Annotated in this window: 15 protein-coding genes; 5 read left to right on the top strand and 10 right to left on the bottom strand. The window is 63.5% G+C overall.

Translation table 11 applies throughout. The features are described from left to right. Nucleotides 1-104 precede the first annotated feature (104 nt). Nucleotides 105-1,658, bottom strand: coding sequence for a DUF222 domain-containing protein (locus tag ACIQC5_RS08220; RefSeq protein ID WP_400280346.1), 1,554 nt, complete (start codon nucleotides 1,656-1,658; stop codon nucleotides 105-107). A 62-nt stretch (nucleotides 1,659-1,720) separates the two neighbouring features. Continuing rightward, the gene (locus ACIQC5_RS08225; protein WP_400280348.1) at nucleotides 1,721-3,019 is read right to left on the bottom strand and encodes an alpha-L-fucosidase; all 1,299 of its coding nucleotides are present in this window, start codon (nucleotides 3,017-3,019) and stop codon (nucleotides 1,721-1,723) included. Between the two features lie 187 nt (nucleotides 3,020-3,206). On the opposite strand from ACIQC5_RS08225, the gene ACIQC5_RS08230 reads away from it, so the two are divergent. Continuing rightward, nucleotides 3,207-3,443 (top strand): DUF6458 family protein, encoded by a 237-nt coding sequence (locus ACIQC5_RS08230; RefSeq protein WP_400280350.1) that lies wholly within the window; start codon nucleotides 3,207-3,209, stop codon nucleotides 3,441-3,443. A 35-nt stretch (nucleotides 3,444-3,478) separates the two neighbouring features. Then, a complete protein-coding gene (locus tag ACIQC5_RS08235; protein WP_400280352.1) occupies nucleotides 3,479-3,679 on the top strand; it encodes a hypothetical protein in 201 nt (66 codons plus the stop codon). Between the two features lie 92 nt (nucleotides 3,680-3,771). Here ACIQC5_RS08235 and ACIQC5_RS08240 read toward each other — a convergent pair whose 3' ends face one another. The 3 genes from ACIQC5_RS08240 to ACIQC5_RS08250 are packed head-to-tail and all read right to left on the bottom strand — an operon-like array spanning nucleotide 3,772 to nucleotide 6,211. Continuing rightward, on the bottom strand, nucleotides 3,772-4,236 hold the full coding sequence (locus ACIQC5_RS08240; RefSeq protein WP_400280354.1) for an iron chaperone: 465 nt from the start codon (nucleotides 4,234-4,236) through the stop codon (nucleotides 3,772-3,774). A gap of 43 nt (nucleotides 4,237-4,279) precedes the next feature. Continuing rightward, the gene (locus ACIQC5_RS08245; RefSeq protein WP_400280356.1) at nucleotides 4,280-5,485 is read right to left on the bottom strand and encodes a GGDEF domain-containing protein; all 1,206 of its coding nucleotides are present in this window, start codon (nucleotides 5,483-5,485) and stop codon (nucleotides 4,280-4,282) included. 48 nt (nucleotides 5,486-5,533) lie between these two features. Beyond that, complete coding sequence (locus ACIQC5_RS08250; protein WP_400280358.1) at nucleotides 5,534-6,211, bottom strand: NUDIX domain-containing protein; 678 nt, start codon at nucleotides 6,209-6,211, stop codon at nucleotides 5,534-5,536. Between the two features lie 46 nt (nucleotides 6,212-6,257). On the opposite strand from ACIQC5_RS08250, the gene ACIQC5_RS08255 reads away from it, so the two are divergent. Continuing rightward, nucleotides 6,258-7,019 (top strand): DeoR/GlpR family DNA-binding transcription regulator, encoded by a 762-nt coding sequence (locus ACIQC5_RS08255; protein WP_400280360.1) that lies wholly within the window; start codon nucleotides 6,258-6,260, stop codon nucleotides 7,017-7,019. A 296-nt stretch (nucleotides 7,020-7,315) separates the two neighbouring features. Next, the gene (locus tag ACIQC5_RS08260; RefSeq protein ID WP_400280362.1) at nucleotides 7,316-8,356 is read left to right on the top strand and encodes a metallophosphoesterase family protein; all 1,041 of its coding nucleotides are present in this window, start codon (nucleotides 7,316-7,318) and stop codon (nucleotides 8,354-8,356) included. A 107-nt stretch (nucleotides 8,357-8,463) separates the two neighbouring features. Here ACIQC5_RS08260 and ACIQC5_RS08265 read toward each other — a convergent pair whose 3' ends face one another. Next, nucleotides 8,464-9,591 (bottom strand): App1 family protein, encoded by a 1,128-nt coding sequence (locus tag ACIQC5_RS08265; protein WP_400280364.1) that lies wholly within the window; start codon nucleotides 9,589-9,591, stop codon nucleotides 8,464-8,466. A gap of 170 nt (nucleotides 9,592-9,761) precedes the next feature. Between ACIQC5_RS08265 and ACIQC5_RS08270 the strand changes: the two genes are divergently transcribed. Beyond that, complete coding sequence (locus ACIQC5_RS08270; protein ID WP_400280366.1) at nucleotides 9,762-11,111, top strand: MFS transporter; 1,350 nt, start codon at nucleotides 9,762-9,764, stop codon at nucleotides 11,109-11,111. A gap of 38 nt (nucleotides 11,112-11,149) precedes the next feature. Here ACIQC5_RS08270 and ACIQC5_RS08275 read toward each other — a convergent pair whose 3' ends face one another. From ACIQC5_RS08275 to ACIQC5_RS08290, 4 genes are all read right to left on the bottom strand, one after another. Continuing rightward, nucleotides 11,150-12,658, bottom strand: coding sequence for an APC family permease (locus ACIQC5_RS08275; RefSeq protein ID WP_400280368.1), 1,509 nt, complete (start codon nucleotides 12,656-12,658; stop codon nucleotides 11,150-11,152). A 29-nt stretch (nucleotides 12,659-12,687) separates the two neighbouring features. Next, the gene (locus ACIQC5_RS08280) at nucleotides 12,688-14,361 is read right to left on the bottom strand and encodes an amidohydrolase (protein ID WP_400280370.1); all 1,674 of its coding nucleotides are present in this window, start codon (nucleotides 14,359-14,361) and stop codon (nucleotides 12,688-12,690) included. Nucleotides 14,362-14,365: 4 nt separating this feature from the next. Beyond that, entirely contained in the window at nucleotides 14,366-15,805 is a 1,440-nt protein-coding gene (locus tag ACIQC5_RS08285) for a purine-cytosine permease family protein (RefSeq protein WP_400280372.1), read from the bottom strand. A 170-nt stretch (nucleotides 15,806-15,975) separates the two neighbouring features. Continuing rightward, nucleotides 15,976-17,472: an aldehyde dehydrogenase family protein gene (locus ACIQC5_RS08290; protein WP_400280374.1), complete on the bottom strand. Its 1,497-nt coding sequence runs from the start codon at nucleotides 17,470-17,472 to the stop codon at nucleotides 15,976-15,978. Between the last annotated feature and the right edge of the window lie 12 nt (nucleotides 17,473-17,484).

Genomic DNA, 17,484 nt, shown 5'->3' on the forward strand with positions numbered 1-17,484 from the left:
TTTTTTGAAAGTTTTTTTGCAGGCCCGATCCGCGTCGCCAGGCGACTACTTTCAGGACCGCGGGTTTTAGGCTTCAGGACCGCGGGTTTTAGGGCCGCGGGCGACTACGTTCTGGAGGGTCGATGCCCTGGCAGGGGTGGGGCTTTGGAGTGGTAGGTGTGTCCGGTGGGGGTGCGGACTTCCAGGGTGTGCCGGCTCGCGGGCGTGGTTGTGGTGCTCCAGCCGTGGTTTTCTTTGGTGTGGTTGCACGCTTCGCAGAGTCCGGCGCCGTTGGCCAGGGTGGTGGGTCCGCCGGAGCGCCAGGGGACGATGTGGTCGATGTGCCGGATGGGCGCGTCGCAGTAGGGGGTGCGGCAGGTGTCGTCGCGGGCTTCGATGAAGCGCCTCATCCGCGGAGGGAAGATCCGGGCCTTGGAGTCCATGGCCAGCAGCTCGCCGCTGTCCGGGGCGGTGTAGAGCCGTCTGACCCAGACCCCGAAGTCAGGCTGGGGCGGCGACGGTTCGTGGGTTGGCGAGGACCCCTGGGCTGGCGAGGGCTCCTGGTCTGGCGCGGACTTGTGGGTTGCCGCGGACCCCTGGCCTGGCGAGGACCCCTGGGTTGCCGCGGGTTCATACCCTGTTGCTGTTGCTGTGTCTTGGGCGCCGATGAGGGTTCTGGCCCATTGGGCCGGGACGGTGCCGTAGCCCTTGAGGCGGGCTGGTTCGCTGTCGCCTTGGAAGAGGGTCCGGTCGGTCATCACGAGTTGGACTTCGACCCCGGAGATCCCGGCGGCCGTGCCGGTGACGCGTTGGACCAGGGTATCGGCCATGACCTGTCCCCGGGCGCGGGGGTCCCCGGTGGAGCGGGCGGTATCGGCGGCACGGGTGAGCGCGGCGTACGCGGCGACGCCTTGGGCGACCGGGAGCAGGGCGGTCAGGAGGGTCATGGTGTCCGGTGCCGGACGGAGGCTCACCCGCCGCTCGCTCGCGGCGTGGCTGGCGCGCTGGGTGACCGAGCGTGGATCACGCCGGTACGCGGCGGCTTTGGCTGCGGCGATGATGGCCCGGTCCCCGGAGCCGGTGAAGGTCCCAGTGTCCGGGGCCAGTTCTTCATCCACCGCGGCCCGGTCCTCAGCGGAGAGGCAGGCTGTTTCCTTCACGAGCAAGGTGGCCCGCCATTCGTTGAGCTGGCCGGTGTCCAGGGCGGCCATGGTGCGCGGCATCTCGGTGACCAGGGCCTTGGCCAGCCCCAGGAGCCGGGAGCCCTTGGTGGGCGATTCCCGCCGGGCCAACGCCACCTCGGCGGCGGCCCCGTTGCCTCGTTCCGCGGCCGGGACACCCCGTTCGGCCTGTTCCTGGCGGCGTGCAAGATCGAACGCGACAGCGATTTTGGCTTGCAGCCCGGAAATGGCCGACTTCATGTCCTCCAACACCCGCAACTGATCGATCAGATCAGCACACACCGTGCCGGTGGAGACACTGGCGCCGGCGTCAGCGCCAAGCAAGGCAGAACCCGCGCCGGCAGGATCGTGCAAGGAGAAACCACACCCAGGAGCCTCGGGAGTCTCAGGAAACCCGGAGGTCTCAGGAGTCCTGGGAGCGTCGGGAGCAGCGACCTGCGCGCGGGAAGCCACAGACGCTGCCGCACCACCCGCTTGCCTTTCCTGTTTCTGCTCCATTCCCACACTCTCCCAGCAGGCACCGACAAAATAACGTCGGGCCGTCCTCGCGAACCAAACAGCTAATCCGGCGCGTCCGTGGGTGCCTCGTAGCCCTCTGGAATCTGCGGAATTCCTGCGTCCAGAGCACCCGTGTAAACCGAGGCCGATGCCAGTCTGGCCCCAGCGCCGGAATGTTTCACGTGCAACCGATTTGAGGTGACAACAGGAATCTGGTGGATCCGACGGTTACCGACAGTCAACGCTTCCACGAGTTCGTTGCCCGCACTGGCGATACCGTGCAAGGCGATGCTGTGTCGCGTGATCCGTTGCCCGCTCGCCAGGTCCTCCACGAGCTCAATCTGGTTGAACGTGACTTGGGCGGGGAAGCTCAAGGTGGCTCCGCCGTCGTGATTTTCCAGCGTCGCCTCAACCCGCCCGGAAAGGCGACGATCCAACTCCGCTTTCCATCCCAGGAGTGTCTTTTGGTCTGCCTCCGGGATGAGCCCGCGGTTGTCAGGAGGGAGGTTCAGGAGGAGGTTCGCGCCCATTCCGACCGATTGGTAGTAGATGGCAAGCAGGTGTTCGGTGGTCTTGGGTTCGTCGTCCGGATGCCAGAACCAGCCCCGGCGGATGGAGACATCGCATTCCGGCGGCAAGTAATGGGCGGTTCCGAGCCCGGAGCTGGAGTCGGTGTACTGGGTATCTGACGTGCGATCCACGACGTAGTTGACGGGATCCGTAGCGAGGCCGTTCTCGTTGCCCACCCAGCGGATGGTGGGCCGGCCCATGTTGAAGATCATGGCATCAGGCTGGTGTTCGTTAACAACGGCGATGATTCGGTCCCAGTTGTACTCGCGCCCTACCGAACCCGCGCCGTCAAACCACAGCTCCATGAGCGGCCCGTATTGGGTGCACAACTCCGTGAGTTGCTGGATGTAGAAGTCGTCGTAAGCGGCCGGGTCGCTGTAGCAGTCGGCGTTGCGGTCCCACGGCGAAAGGTAGAGGCCCAAGCCGATCCCCTGTTCACTACATGCCTCGGCGACTTCACGTACAACGTCGCCTTGTCCGCCGCGCCACGGCGAAGACGCTACTGAATAGTCGGTGGTCGCCGAAGGCCAGAGGCAGAAGCCGTCGTGGTGTTTGGCAGTGAGTATCAAGTACTTCGCACCGGCCTCCCTTGCCACGCGGACCCAGCTGCCGGCGTCGAGCGCTGTGGGGTTGAAGTCCGCTGCCGGGAGAGTGCCGTCGCTCCATTCCTTGCCGGCGAAGGTATTGATGCCGAAGTGTATGAACACGCCAAATTCGAGCTGCTGCCACCGGAGTTGGGCAGGGGTCGGAGCCAGGATTTTCGGCGCAGAATGGTCCGGTGTGGTGGTCACGAGGGAGCTCCTTGGATTCTTCGCCCGAAGCGGAAACATCGGATGTATTGGCTATTCGTTCGATGCTATACCCGGCTCAGTTCCCCGCACACCCTCTGGACGTCACGACAAACTCATAAGTATGCTGAGGAATATCCGGGCGATCGGCTACCGCCACAACCGCCCGACCCCACGTGAGGAGCACGTAATGAGAATTGGTTCATCCATCGCACTGATAGCAATCGGAGCAATTCTGGCCTTTGCACTGGCGCCGGGAATCATCCCGTTCGTCGATCAAGTCCTGATCGGTTACATCCTGATGGTCGTCGGCCTGCTGGGCTTGGTGGTCTCCATCATCATGTCGTCGCGGACGCGGCGCACCGACACCGTCATCGAACGTCGGACCGCTCCCGACACCATCGTTGAACGGCGCCCCGAAGTCTAAGCTGCGGCAGAGACCGAAACATTGAAGGACAGATCATGACTCTTCCTCCACGTCCCGAACCTGAACCGTTCCCGCCGGACCCGGGGCCCGTGCCGCCGCCGCCGGACCCCACAACGCCGTTCCCACCGCCCACGCCCGATCCGAATCCGATGCCCGGTCCGTTGCCGGTCCCCGATCCAGGGCCCATGCCCCCGCACCCGGACCCCACCCATGATCCGAGCCAGCCGCCCAGCTGAGGCACTTGGGTGAGCATTGTGACGTTCGACGGCGGGCCACGCCAGGGTTTCAGAGGAACCCCGCGTGACCCGCCGCCGTCGTGCTCCAGTTCCTAGCCGATTGCCCTCTTGATGAGTTCGATGATCCTGGCTTCCACGTCCGGGGTGAGTTCGGTCAGGGCGAAAGCGGTGGGCCACATCTCTCCGTCGTCGAGCTTGGCGTTTTCTTCGAAGCCGATGGTGGCGTACCGCGCCTTGAACTTGTGCGAGCTCTGGAAGAAGACGATGTTCTTGCCGTCCTTGGCGTAGGCAGGCATTCCGTACCAGGTCTTGGGCGTGAGTTCGGGCGCGTGCTCCTTGACGATCGCGTGGAGGCGTGTGGCCAAGGCTTTGTCAGCTTCCGGCATCTCATCGATCTTGGCGAGCACGTCAGCTTCTCCGTCCACCTTGGAACCTGTGGACTTCTTGCGCGCACTCTTCTTGAGTTCCTGCGCGCGTTCCTTCATTGCGGCGCGTTCGTCATCCGTGAATCCGTCGTAGGACTTTTCCTTGGTGGCCGTGTTTTCGGTGTCCGTCATGGCAATGCCTCTCCCCTTGAGTATCTAAGTGATAGTCCCAACGCTACGACGTGCGCGTCTCGGCGACTTCTCCATAACTGCTCGATTGCGGCGCGTGGAGTACTTCCAGGTCCGGGGTGGTACTGACGGCGCGGTTCCGTCCAGCGGCCTTCGCCTTATAGAGGGCGGCGTCGGCCTCGGCGATCATTGGCGCGAGTTCGTCATGCATTCCCGCACCGCAGGCGATGCCGTAGCTTACGGTCGGGAAAGCCGTTCCATGGACGGGAGTCATTTCCGACAGCCGGCGGCTGATTTCGGTGGTGATGCTCTGAGCCCGGAAATGGTCGACGCCGGTAAGGAGGATGATGAATTCCTCACCGCCGTAGCGGCCCACTAAGTCCGTGCTGCGGACCGAGGCGACGCTCGCTTTCGCGAAAGCACGGATGGCGGCGTCACCGGCCGCGTGACCGTACGTATCGTTGATGGTCTTAAAGTGGTCCAGATCGGCCAGAATCAAGGCGGTCACCGAGCCGGCACCCCGCAGCCTGCGAAGTTCACGATTTGCGAGCTCGGTGAAACCCTCACGGTTCAGGAGACCGGTCAACCCGTCTTGGGTGGCGCGTTCGGTGAGCGAGCTGATCAGCTGTTTGTTGCTGAGTTCGGTCATGCTGAAGGACACAATGATCAACAAGACGATCAGCAAAATGCACGTCACCGAGGGGCTGAAATAGGTGCGGAAACCCTGCCCATGGGGACCATCCACCACGTAGACAGCACCCCGGGCAAGGAAGTATCCCACCAGCACGATTGCAGCGAGTTGCAGGGGCCGGTGTGCTGTGGATTCGGTGCGCTTCAGCAATGCCAGCTCGCGTGCCGCCAGCGCCATGCCCGCCCCCATCATGGCCAAATAGACCAGGCCGCCGGACCAGGCATTCTCTGCCGGGTCTCCCAGTATGGCCGCACAGGCGGTCAGCGTCGGGGCGGCTGCCAACTGCCACCACGGCGTCGTCAGCAACCGCAAGGAGCGTGTCCCTGCCCAGACGCAAAAGGCGCCGCCGACCAGCAGTGCGTTGCCCAAAGGGTTTGCCCACATCTGGTGCGGAGTACCGGCCAGCATGAACGCGCCGTTTCCAAAGAGCCAGAACGCCAAGGCCAGGCACCACCAACCGGTGTAGGCGGACTGTGAACGCCTGAACGACCCGAAAAACAGGCAACACAGGGTCAAGGTGACCACACCCAGTGCCAACTTCAAGCTGTACGTATCAAGCATTGTTCCCCCTTCAAATGCCACACCAGCCTAAGACATGCGGGGAGGTACTCACATCAGCTGCGCAATAGCCGCCCACTGAAGAAGAATGACCGTTTTACCATCGACGATCCTGCCGTCGGAGATCATGGCAAGCGCTTCTTCAAAGGGGACCTCGAGAACTTCGATATCTTCCCCGTCATCGACAAGTCCGCCACCGGGGCCGATCTTGTCCGTCGCAGCGAAGGCGGCGACGTAGAAATGGACCCGCTCGGTGACGGATCCGGGACTCATGTAGAGATCGAATACGTGCCGCAGTTCCCCCACCGTGACACCAAGTTCTTCCATGGCTTCCCTGCGGATCGCATCATCGGGCGCATCGTCGTCGAGGAGGCCGGCAGCTGCTTCCACGAGCATGCCGTCAACGTGCCCATTGACGTATGCCGGGAATCGAAACTGGCGCGTCAGCAGGACGGTCCTGCGAAGAGGATCGTAGACCAGGACCGTGGCACCATTTCCACGGTCGTAGGTTTCCCGCTGTTCCACTACGCGTTGGCCATCGCGCCGACGGTAGGTGTAGGTGGTTCGGCGCAGGACATGCCACCCATCCGAGGTGACTTCAACCCCGGTAATCTCAACATCCGGATTCCGGCGAAGTCCCCTGCCAGCTGCGTCCAGTCCGCTACGTCCCCGGCTATCAGGGATCTCCATGCCAGGCCGGCCAGGCAACGCCTTCTGAAAACTAGTCATAGCGCTAGAATAGTGCAGAAACGTGCACAAGCCGGAAGGAATGCGAATGCTTGCCGCAGAGCGCCACGCACTGCTCCTCACTCGTCTCGCCGAAGACGGAAAACTCGTTGCGAAGGAAATAGCCACCGAACTGGGGTTGTCCAACGACAGCGTTCGACGCGATCTGAGGGAGCTCGCGGCCGCAGGCCTCTGCCAGCGCGTTTATGGCGGAGCGCTGCCGGCCTCCCCGGCGATTGCCGATTACGCCGCCCGCGGCAGCCTTCAGCCGGAAAGCAAGGATAGAGTTGCCAAGCGTGCTGCGCGTTTGATCGAACCTGGCAGCACGGTAATCCTCGACGGCGGCACCACCACGCTGTCCGTCGTCGGCGCCCTTGCGCCTGACCTGCAGTGCACGGTCATCACGCACAGCCCCACCATCGCGGCCGCGCTCGTGTCGCATGAGGGAATCGACGTTTTCCTTCTCGGAGGCCGCTTGTTCAAACATTCGGCCGTTACGTGCGGCGCGGCGGCGGTCGAAATGGCGCAGACAATCTCGGCAGACCTCTTTCTCTTGGGAGTGACAGGCGTTCACTCGTCCGAGGGACTCACAACAGGGGACGTAGAAGAGGCGGCCATGAAGCGCGCCCTGGCTGGCCGGGCAGCCGACACCTACGTCCTGGCCAGCACCGAAAAGATCGGTGTTGCGTCCCGCTATAAGGTCTTGCCCATCGACGACATCGCGGGAATCATCACGGATGCCCCCGAAAGCGATCAGACTCTCAGCGATCTCCGTCAGAACGGCACGCACATCATCTCAGCAAACGGCTAAAGACGTCCGACGACGGCACTTTGCTTGGGCGGCCCACCGCGGCGGAGCTGGGCAGCAGCTTCCCGGAAGGTTTGGCGCGCGGGGCAGTCCGCCACCAGTTGGCCGGCAGTTCGCCGGCTTCCGATCGCCCGCCGTTACAGCGGCCAAACCGGGCGTGCGCGCCGTTTTCTGTCAGCGTCAGGCCACCAAAAGACCAACTTGTCATGACAAGTTGGTCACCGGACATTCGCACGCCATTCATCTGATGTCTCTACATTCTGAGGGTCAACACGCCCTTTTGAGTGAAAGGTTCCATCATGTTTACCCCCAACCGCCGCTCTGCGATCGCAGCCTCCATCGCCGGCCTGGCCACCATCGGCGCCACAGCCGCCGTCGCAACGCCCGCGCAGGCAACGGGAAACGGGCACGGCAGCAACCGCCCCTCCGGCACAGCCACCGTATTCACTGTCATCAGCGACATCCAGGGCGACCTCGGTGATTTTGATCTGGCGCTCAAGGACATAGAAGAGACCAACCCCAGCACGCGGAGCGCCGGCCTGGTGGTCAACGGCGACATCACCCCGCGCGGCTACGACTTTGAGTATGAGGCTGTGCGCAAGGTCCTCGACGCCAACATCCACGCCGGCAACGTCCACTGGGGCATCGGCAATCACGAGTTTTACGTTCCCAAGTACTCCAGCCCCAGCACGCTCGCCCAGGCCACGTGGCCCAACGGCACCACGGAAGCCTCGCTGTTCCAGAGCTTTTTCACCTTCACCGGCCGCGACAAGGTCTACACCGAAATCGACCTCGGCGGCGTGCCCGGGCTGATCCTTGGTACCGAGAAGTACATGCACTACCACGACACCACCTTGTGGGACGAGGTCTGGTTCAGCGAAGAGCAGATCACGTGGTTCGAGCAGCGCCTGGCCTACTGGGCTGATCGCGGCCAGCCTGTCATGGTGTTTACCCACCACCCGTTCCCGGACACGGTCTCCGGCACCCGCAACAACCTCTACAAGAAGGACTACCTGCAGGTTGACCGGCTGCTGGGCATCCTGGGCAAGTACAAGAACGTCTTCGTCTTCACGGCCCACACCCACTGGGCCCTGCAACTGGCCGATTGGGAAGTCCGCCGGACGGTTCCCGGTACCGGCAACCTGCAGGGTTTCCAGGTCATCAACACCGGGGCCGTCCAAACCCTTTGGGAGGACAACGGTGCCGGCGGCGAGCGCGCTCTCGATGGCCGCGAAGCCAGTGGCCTGCAGGTGGAGGCCTACTACGACTGCGTGGTAGTAAAGGCTCGCGACTTCCGCCGGGGCGAGTGGATCAAGGAAGTGCAGATCCCGCTGTTCTAGCCACTTGTGTGGCCCGCTTGGCGCTCCACGAGTGTTCTCCGGGGCGCAAAACGGGCCTCACATCGCCACGCGAACCCCGCGTTCATCGACGTGGCCCAGCGGTCGTCTCAGTCCGTTTCGCCGGCCGGGTCGCTGCCTTGGATGTCGCTGCCTTGGATGATGCCCAACTGCTCCAGCTGGGCAGACATTCCGGCGCCGTCCGGGGCATAAATCCAGGGGATGCCCGGCGTTGGCTCGACGCCGGACTTCGACCGACCGCCCGCGAGTACTGCTTCGCCGACAGAGAGTTGGCGAATGGCGATGGCCCTGACATTTTCCGGATGGCGCTGGGCAAACTCGGAGTAGATGGCTTCGTCGTGCTGTCCGTCGTCGCCCACCAGCAGCCACTTGATACCGGGGAATTCATCCGCGAGGCGCTCCAGGGACGTGCTCTTGTGCTCCCGGCCGCTGCGGAACCAGCGGTCCTGGGTAGGGCCCCAGTCGGTCAGAAGCTTGGGACCTGCGGGGTACAAATTCCGGGACAGGAACCGTGAAAGTGTGGGGGCGACGTTCCATGCTCCAGTCGACAGGTACAGCACAGGGGCCTCGGGCGCCGTCCTGATGATCCGTTCATACAGCACAGCCATGCCCGGCGTGGGAGTCCTTGCGTGCTCGTCCAGGACGAACGTGTTCCAGGCCGCCAGGAACGGGCGTGGCAGCGCCGTCACCATCACGGTGTCGTCAATGTCGGACACGACGCCGAACCCGGCATCGTCCGCGACGACCACCACGGGGGCCTCGACCGTCCGGGATTCCCCGGATTGAAGGGCTACGGTATGCCAGCCGGCGTCGAGGGCAACAGGAATACGCGCGTCCACCACACCTCCTCGGTCGGCTTCGACCTCGTGGACGGTGCCCGCGATGGTCACCTTCACGGCAGCGTGTGCCACAGGTGCGCTTGTGAAGTTGCGCCACCCGCGCATTCCCTCTTTCAACGGCTTCCGTGAACCCGTCTTGGCGCCACTGTCCCGCGGGTCGCTGCGGACAACGCGTGCCAGCACCCGTACCCAGGACGTCGAGCCGTATCCCGTGTAGGGGATGACGGTCTCTACATGTCCACGCCGAATGGCGATTCGCGTCTGGAGCCTCAGCCACCCGTCGTCGAGCCTCATGGCGAGGTGTCGTCCCGCGCCGCCCGACGCCTGGGGGCCTTCGTAGTGGGACGCGGTGCGCGCTTTCTCTGAACGGGGAAACATTCGTCCAGTCTGGCAGGACATGTCCTGCTTTGACGTATTCCAGGACACCTTCTATTCTTAATGAATCGATTCAAGATGTAACCTTCCTCACGCTGAATGAGCACCGAATTTTCAGTCTTGGATTGGAAGAGTTTGTTCCTTGCCAACGACGACAAAGGAGTTTCAGCGACATGACCGTCACGCACCGGAGGCATACTTCCTCCACCCACGACGAGGCCATCCGCAGCAAGGACCCGAAGAAGGCCGCGATGAGCGGCTGGATCGGAAGTGCGCTGGAGTACTACGACTTCGCCCTGTACTCCCTGGCTGCAACACTTCTCTTTCCCACCATCTTCTTCCCAACCGAAAATCCCACTGTGGCCATCATCGCCTCGCTGGCCACCTACGCCGTCGGCTACGTCTCCCGCCCGCTCGGCGCTGTGGTCCTGGGCGCCTACGGTGACAGGCACGGGCGCAAGAAGGTGCTCGTCTTCGCGATGCTGCTCATGGGTTTCGCCACCTTTGCCGTCGGGCTACTGCCCACCTACGGACAGGTCGGGCTTCTTGCTCCTGTCCTTTTGGTTGTGCTCCGTTTGATCCAAGGGTTCGCCGTCGCGGGTGAACTCGGTGGTGCGAGCGCGATGATCGTCGAACACTCCCCCGATGCCAAGCGCGGCTTCTTCGCGAGCTTCAGCCTTCAAGGCACGCAGGTGGGCTCCATCCTCGCCACAGCCGTCCTGATTCCGCTCGCCGCGCTACTTCCTGATGAAGAGTTCCATTCATGGGGCTGGCGACTGCCGTTCCTGCTCAGCGCAGTGGTGATTGTGGCGGGGTACGTCATCCGGCGCCGCGTTCAGGAGCCTCCGGCTTACCTGGCCCAGTCCGAGGACGTAAGTGCCAAGCGCCGATTCCCTCTCCTGGACCTCCTGCGCACCCACCCATGGGTTCTGGTCCGATGCATCGTCATGACGTTCACCAACGTTATCGGCATGGCCACCCTCATCTTCGGCGTGTCCTTCGCGACGCAGAAGGGCTACGGCATCGGCTTCTCCAGCAGCGAGTTCCTGTGGGTAACCATGGCCGCCAACGTCGCCGCGGTTGTGACCATACCGGTCTTCGGTGCGTTGTCCGACCGGGTCGGCCGGCGGGCACTGATGGTCGCTGGCGGGATCGCCGGCGGATTGCTGACCATGGGGTACCTGTGGGCGATCGAACAGCGAAGCCTCCCCCTCGTCTTCATCTGCGTTGTGATCGTGCAAGGCATCCTCTTCCAGATGTGGAACGCCACCTTTGCCACGTTCTTCCAAGAGCAGTTCCCCATGCGCATGCGGGTAACAGGTTTCGCGGTCTCACAAAACATCGGCCTCATGATCGCATCGTTCTTCCCGAGCCTGTTCACCGCGATTGCTCCCCCTGGATCAACGAACATCCCCATGGTCATCGGCCTGACCACGCTCGGCATCTGCGTCGTCTCGGCCATAGCCACGCTCCTGTCCTCCGACACCAAGGGCAAAACGCTGGAGGATCTCGAGGGCCGGTGAATCGGTCACGCCGGCGCGAGATCGCCGGTAGCTGAGAGTCAGTCGTTGACCAACTCAGGGGTCGCACCAACCGGCGCCACGGCATCGCGGACCTTCTTGCCGCGGACATAGCCCACCAGGCCCAAGGCCAGGATGCAGCCGAGCGTGCCCAGCGCGAAGGCCTCGAAGGTGAACTGGGAAACGCCCCAGATTGCCTCGAAGTCATACTCGAGGCCGAACAAGACCTCCAGGGTGCCCGGGAAGATGGCCACCCACGAACCCACCAGTATCCACAGGAAGCAGATAATGCCAAGGACACGGAACCCGAGGTCGGACACGGGAACCTTGAAGGGGCGTTCCGTCAGCGGGTATTTGCTCCGCAGCCTGACCGCAGCCGGGATGGCGAGCAGGTAGCTGAGCAGGAACGTCGAGATCGCGATTGCCAGGACCACCCCGAACAGTGCGCTGCTGGTGCCGCTGAGTTGCATGGCAGCGAGCATGAACAGCGTGGCCACAACGCCGGAGAGCGTGTTGACGCGGATCGGCGTGCCCAGCTTGGGGTGGAAGCGGCCGAAGAACCCGCCAAAGAACGAACCATCGGCGGCAGCCATGGCCTGCATGCGATCGCTGATGATCATCCAGGCCGCGCCTTGGGAGACCAAAACGAAGCAGAACACGACGGCGGAGACGGCCAGCATCGCTTCGGCGGCCGGTCCAAAAACGGCGTAAACCGTGGACACTGCACCAAACAGTCCGCCGATGCCGGTGATCTGATCCAGCGGCACTACCAGCAGGATGGCCAGGATCGGCAGGAGGTAGCTGGCAGCGGCGATCATGGAAGAGCGCGCTACAGAGATTGGCACGTCCTTGGCCGGGTTCTTCATCTCTCCCGCCGCGCTGTTGCCTGATTCGAAGCCAAGGAACGAGAACAAAAGCAGCGGAGTGACGCCCAGGAAACCGGCGAGTGTGGGCGAGAAGAAGCCCAGGTCCAGGCCGTTGAAACCATGCTGGAGGCCGTAGATCAAGGTGACGATGATGAAAAAGGTCAGGAATGCGACCTTGAGGATGGCGCCGAGGGAGGGCAGCCATTTTCCGTGCTTCAGACTGACGATTGCCGAGGTCACCGTGATCCAGATGAACACCAGCTTGAAAAGGTAATCGCTGATACTGCCGGCTTCCACATGGCCCACGTACTCGGACCACGTTTCCACCGCCACGAAAGCCATGGCGCCGCCCACCCAGACGGGCTGCGTCACCCACGTGAAGAGGGACGTGATGGCGGCAACCACGCGGCCGAAAGCCATCTTGGTCCAGACGTAAACGCCACCTTCTTCGGTGAACGCCCCGCCGGTCTCCGCGAAGATGAGTCCGTAGGGAACCATGAAGGTAACGGCGAGAATGAGGGTCCAGGTGAAGGTTTCTCCGCCGAAGCCGGAGACCTGCCCCAAGACCTCCACGGAGATGACGGCCGCAACCACCAACAACAGGATGTCGAAGCGGCCCAGGGATTTCTGTAAATGGTTGCTTTGCTCTTGGGCAAGGCGCGTTGAGGATACTGGCTGATCCATGATCGGTCCTTTGCTACTGCTTAAGTTTGCTACTGCGCAAGAAGGGCGGGAAGTGCGCCGTTATGGGCACGGCTGTAGACGGGCTGACCTCCAGCGAAAGTGAGGTCGACGCCGATTGCCCCTAGTGAGGTGGCCTCGGCGGCGAGCGGGTCGGCGTCGAGCACCACCAGGTCGGCGGCCATGCCCACGCGGATGGCTCCGCGCTGGGCGTCGAGTCGGTTGGCGCGCGCAGCTCCCGTGGTGTGGGCGGTGAGCGCCGCGCCGAGGGTAATCGCCTCGGAGGGCAACAGCGGTTCCGTCTGCGAGCGGGTGTCGCGGGCGTGCGGGTCGGCCGACGGAGCGGTGCGGTTCACCGCTGTGTGGATGCCCCACAGCGGGTCGGGGCTTGAGACCGGCCAGTCGCTGCCAATGGCAAGTTCGACGCCGGCGCGGCGCAAGGTCTCGAAGGCAAAGTGCACCTGCTGGTGGGCTTCGTCGAGGTAGGGCAGCTTGGTTTCCACAAGGACCGGATCCTGCCTGGCCCACAGCGGTTGAATGTTCGCGATGGCCCCGGTGGCGGCGAAGCGGGCGACGTCGGCGGGGTCCACCAGGTCCAAGTGTGCGATCTGGTGGCGCGGATCCCAGCCTTCGCGACGCGGCAAGTCCAAAGCGTTGACGCAGTCGCGCACGGCTTGGTCGCCCACAGCATGCAGGTGCAGGTCGAAACCCTCCGCGTCCACGGCGCGCGCGATCCGCGCGAGCTCGTCCGGTTCGATCAGGCTCATGCCCACTTCATGGGGATGCCCCTTGTAGGGCCGGGTCATGGCAGCAGTGAGGTTTTCGCAGACACCGTCCACCATGATCTTCACGGCCGTCGCTTGGAAACGCCCCCGCGCTTTCGCCCGGCGGTCCTTGAACTGTTCAATTTGCTCCAGTCCGCGGTCACGCTGCCACCAGAGCGCTCCTGTCACAGTGGCAGTTAGAAGACCTTCGGAGTCCAAAGCCAGATAATGCTCAAAGGAATCGGGCATACCCAGGGCTTGGCCGACGGCGGCATCCTGCCAAGCGGTGACCCCCAGTGAATGCAGGTAGGCCTGGGCGGTCAAGAGGGCACGGCGGATGTGCCGTGGGTCCGGGTCAGGTATCAGCGACGAAACCAGATCCGCTGCGTGTTCCATCAGCATGCCGGTTGCCTTGCCGGCGACGTCACGGGCGATGATCCCGCCGTCCGGGTTGGGCGTGTCATCCGTGATATCGGCCAGTTCAAGCGCCCGGGAGTTCGCCCAGGCACCATGACCGTCATGGCTGATCAGGAACACCGGCCGGTCAGGGACCAGCTCGTCCAGCAGCGCGCGGTGCGGAAACCCGCCGTCGAAAACGTCACCGTACCAGCCAGCGCCCTGGATCCATTCGGCGGCCGGATTGGCCCGGGCGTGGGCCGCGATCAGATCCCGGTACTCCCCCAGGGAATGGACGCCGGACAGGTCACAGCCGAGCATTTGCAGCCCACCGGCGAGCGGATGGACGTGGGCGTCGTGAAAGCCGGGGAGCAGCGCCTTTCCTGCCAAGTTAATGAGCTCGGTGGCTGGTCCGCGCCAGGCTGCGGCATCGGACCCGAGGGCCACGATTTTCCCGTCGGCTACCGCAACGGCGTTGGTGCGGGCGTAGGCGGGGTCCATGGTGTGGATAGGGCCGCCGCTGAAAATCCAGTCTGCGTAGGTCATGTCATTACTTTCCAAGGAGTTGGGGTTCAGCGGAACCGGAGCCGGAGCCGGTGTCAGAGTCAAGGCGAACCAGCGCCGGGGCGGTGCGGGCAATCACGATGTAGACCAACGAGCTCACGCCGAGGCCCACAAGCCAAGCGATGTCGATTCCACCCATGGCCTCGGCTGCCGGGCCCGTATAGAAGGGAGTCGCCATGAACGGGATCTGGGCAAGGACACCGATGGCGAAGACGATCAGGGAGCCGGCGTTCCATCGCCCATAGCGGCCGCCATCGGCAGCGTAGAACTCGTCCACGGCGTAGGAGCCGTGCCTGATCACGTAGTAATCCACCAGGTTGACGGCCGACCACGGGATGAGCACATAAAGGAGCACGCTGAGGAAGCTGAAGTAGGAGGAGGCGAAGCTGGTTGCCGCGGCGAGGGCCAAGGTCACACCGAGGATGTGCAGCACCATTGAGGTCACGAGCCGGGCTCTTGCGCCGGGCCGCCATCCGCTGAAGAAAGTCTCCACCAGGGTCAGTGCACACAGCGCGCTGCAATACGCGTTGACTGAGTTTCCTGCCGCGGCTACCAGCGCAAAGCCCACCAACACCGCTGCACCGAGCCCCGGGCCGAGCAGGCCGTGCAGCCCGGTCATCGTGTCCACGCCTGCTACGGCAATCCCGACTCCGGAGCCCAGGACCATCAGCAAGGCGCTGGAAAGGACGCAGCCCAAGTACGTGCCCCAGAAGGCTCCCTTGGTGCCCGACTTGGCAGGCATGTACCGGGAGTAGTCCGAAACGTAGGGGGCGTAGGTCAGCTGCCATACGATGCCGATGGCTACCATGGCGAGGAACCCGGTCCAGGTAAATTCGCCGTGGTTCATCTGGGCCCAGAAGTCACCGTTGGCGAGCAAAGCTGCGAAGGAAACCAGTACCAGGGCGCCAACCACGTAGGCTCCCAAGGCGGTCACCTTCCGGACCAGGTTGTACCCGAATGCCGCGATGACGAAGCTGAGGACAGCGCAGCCGATGATCAGGGCTGTTCCGCTGGCCTCCGGCAGAAGAGCCGTGACCGAGTCCGAGGAAACGATCAGGTTCGAGGAGAAGTACCCCACGAACATCAGGATCGCCACGATCACGATCAAGCTGGCGCCCCGTGAACCGAATTGGCCACGGGCCTGCAGCATCTGGGGGACACCGAGCTGCGGACCTTGGGCTGCGTGCAGTGCCATCCCGATTCCACCGAGGGCGTGACCAAGGAGGATCGCGATGATGGAGCTGACCATGGGAAGGCCCAGAAGCGTCGTGGCCGTGGCGCCGGTGACCACCGTCAGCGGGGTCATGTTCATTCCGAACCAGATGGTGAAGAGTTCCCGCGAGCGGCCGTGCCGCGACTCGGCCGGGATGGGGGCGATGGACTCTTGTTCGATTTCGAAGAGGCGGGAGCGGAGCATCGATTTCATGGAGGGTGTCCTTAAGACGGTGGAGGATGCTGGCAGATTCTGGCAGGGCGTTCCCCAAAGCCCTTCGGCGCCTGGCCGGGTCTGCTGTCAGGCCCAGCGTAGGCTTGTGAGTTGCATCACGTAAACCATGGAATAGCGATGCATATCAGCTGTTTTCTTGATGAAGCGAATCAGTCGAACTGGATCCAGGTGGTCTTCGTCGCCGTGTAGTTATCGAAGGCGTGCAGGGACAGATCGCGGCCGAATCCGGACTGCTTGAAGCCGCCAAACGGAGTCGTGTTGCCCAGCGCGTCCACCGTATTCACGGACACCGTGCCGGCGAGCAGCTCCCCCGCCACCCGATGCGCCCGGGACAGGTTCGAGGTCCACACGGACGCCGCCAATCCGTAGTCGGTGGCGTTGGCCAACCTGACCGCTTCGTCCTCGGAGTCGAACGCGTGCAGCACGGCCACCGGTCCAAAGATCTCCTCTCGATGAACATCATGGTCAGCCCGGAGGCCGCCCAGCAGCGTCGGCTCAAGATAGGCGTCAGAGCCTCGGATCACGCGCCGCTCACCGCCGAAAAGTACCTCGCCTTCGGTGCGTCCGCGCATGATCCAGCCTTCGACGTCGTCAGTGTGGGCGCTATTGATCAGCGCACCGTTGCCCCCCGACCCTTCGAGCGGATCCATCGGGCGGTAACCCGCGGAGGCGTCAGCAAGAAGCGCGGCGAACTCGTCGTGGATCTCCCGCTGGACCAGGATGCGTGAATTTGCGGAGCAGACTTGGCCCTGGTTATAGAAGGCGCCAAAGGCTGCCTTCGCCGCAGCCAAGGCGAGATCGGCGGTGTCGGCGAAAATGATGTTCGAGCTCTTGCCCCCGGCTTCGAGGCTCAGCCTCTTGAGGTTGCTCCGACCGGAGGCTTCCAGCAGGGTTCGGGAGACAGCAGTAGAGCCCGTGAACGCCAAAGCATCGACGTCCATGTGATGCGCCAGCGCAGCCCCCACTTCACGGCCAGTCCCGGTTATGACGTTGAGAACGCCATCCGGCAGCCCGGCTTCTGCGGCCAATTCGGCCAGCCGCAGGACGCTCAACGACGTCTGCTCGGCAGGCTTGAGGACCAAGGTATTCCCCGCCGCGAGCGCAGGAGCCAGCTTCCAGACCGCGATCTCCAGCGGAAAATTCCACGGCACAATGGCGGCCACCACGCCCAGCGGTTCCCGAGTGACGAGCGCCGCTGCACCCGGCGGAACTGCTGGAAGTTCGCCACTCTGTTTGTCCGCAGCCTCCGCATACCAGCGCAGCGTGGATATGGCGCCCGGCACGTCCACAGTGGTGGTCTGCAGGATTGGCTTTCCGCTGTCCAGGGTTTCAAGAAGCGCCAGCTCGTCGGCATGCCGCTCCATCAAGGCAGCCAAGTCCAACAACAGGCCCTTTCGCTTTTCGGCCCCGCTCCGGGACCACGACGGGAAAGCCCGCCGCGCGGCCGCCACGGCGACATTGACGTCGCCGGAACCACACGCAGCCAGTTCAGCGAGGACGCGGCCATCAATGGGACTGCTGGTGGGGCGGACTTGCCGGCTACCCGCAGATACGCGGCGTCCGTCGATAAACGCCCGGCCGTCAATGGCCAAGGCGTCCGCGCGGCTCTGCCAATCGGAGGAAATCATGGTGGAGGTGGTGTTCATTGAAGCTCCTTG

Source organism: Paenarthrobacter sp. NPDC092416 (assembly GCF_044755025.1).
In the GTDB taxonomy this organism is placed as follows: Bacteria; Actinomycetota; Actinomycetes; order Actinomycetales; family Micrococcaceae; genus Arthrobacter.